The following is a 1,312-nucleotide window of genomic DNA, read 5'->3' on the forward strand; positions in this document are numbered from 1 at the left end:
CTCGGCTTCGTTATCTTGAGCCCTCAAGGCTCCGTCTCTGACGTGTATGACCTGCGCTAACTCCTTCCCGATCATCGTGGTGGATGCGATTACCTTCCGCTGTCCAGCACGGAAGCGGGGGATTCAATGCGCGTACAACGAGTACTCATGCCGGACTCGGAGACGGAGTCATGGACTCTGCTCGGGAACGAACACGTCCCTGTCGAGCCGGTCGAGCAGTTCCTGGCCTATCTGACCTCGATCGAGAAGTCGCCGAACACGATCAAGGCCTACGCGCATTTATGCCGAGAGCGGCATAAGTGGGCGTACGACCTCAGCGTCGACTCCGACCTGCCCGAGGCCAGCAGGTCCCGCAGGAAAACCGACACTGGCTCCACGACCTCGCCGCCGGGACCCGCGATGCGATACGGCTCACCGGCATCACCGGTCGCCACGAGACGACCCGCCCGCGACACCACAAGCCGCGACAGATCGCGTCCCTGCTCCCCATCCGATTCGATCACGCGGACAAAGTAGCGCCAGTCACCGAAACCCACCATGAACTGCTGCAACATCGGAGTTAGTTCAGTTAACGGGGCTTGACCTGCCCGGTCTTCATCACCGGCCCAGAATTCCTGCCCGAACTCCGCGAGCAACGCCACCGCACGCTCACCCTCATCGAGGTGTCCAACGGCAAGGGCCAGACCCGGGTCGCGGAGATGAACCAGCAGGTGCTCGCCAACCTGGACCGCATGATCGGCGAGATCGAGAAGGACGAGGCCGAAGAAGCCGATGCGAGCTGACAACACCCATCACGTCGTCGCCGCCGCCCGGCGCCGGGCCGAGCAGACCCGCCAGCGGGCCATCGCCGCCCTGCGCCGCATGGACGCCGCCGGCCAGCACGTCACCTTCGACGCCGTCGCCCGGCAGGCCAACGTGTCTCGATCATGGCTCTACACCCAAGACGACCTGCGCGCCGAGATCGAGCATCTCCGCCAACGACACCCGACCCCGTCCTCGCCGCCTCCGCCGCAGCGTCAGCGCGCCTCCGATCCGTCGTTGCCGCGCCGTCTGGAGGTGGCCACAGCTCGTATTCGCCGTCTTGAAGCCGACAACCAGCAACTGCGCGATGCACTCGCTCGTGCCCTCGGCGAGCGCCGCGCCGCCGAGATCCTGGGGCAGGTCGCTCACCGCGACACGCCGAAGCGTGCTTCCTCCAAACTCACCGGACCCTGCTGACAGGACAACTCCATGAGCTCGTCGACGACACCGTCCACATCGAATCTCCGCTGGTCACAGCCATGATCGAAATCGAAGCTAAAGATAAGCTTCG

The 1,312-nt window shown here is 64.5% G+C and carries 3 protein-coding genes; 2 read left to right on the top strand and 1 reads right to left on the bottom strand.

Annotated features, from left to right (window positions below):
• Positions 1-269: 269 nt before the first annotated feature.
• Entirely contained in the window at positions 270-554 is a 285-nt protein-coding gene (locus ACTWQA_RS59030; RefSeq protein ID WP_443167504.1) for a hypothetical protein, read from the bottom strand.
• A 24-nt stretch (positions 555-578) separates the two neighbouring features.
• On the opposite strand from ACTWQA_RS59030, the gene ACTWQA_RS59035 reads away from it, so the two are divergent.
• On the top strand, positions 579-782 hold the full coding sequence (locus ACTWQA_RS59035; protein WP_443167505.1) for a hypothetical protein: 204 nt from the start codon (positions 579-581) through the stop codon (positions 780-782).
• Complete coding sequence (locus tag ACTWQA_RS59040) at positions 772-1,218, top strand: DUF6262 family protein (protein ID WP_443167506.1); 447 nt, start codon at positions 772-774, stop codon at positions 1,216-1,218. Before ACTWQA_RS59035 ends, ACTWQA_RS59040 begins: the two co-directional genes overlap by 11 nt.
• Positions 1,219-1,312 lie beyond the last annotated feature (94 nt).

Source organism: Nonomuraea sp. 10N515B (assembly GCF_052245915.1).
GTDB lineage: Bacteria > Actinomycetota > Actinomycetes > Streptosporangiales > Streptosporangiaceae > Nonomuraea.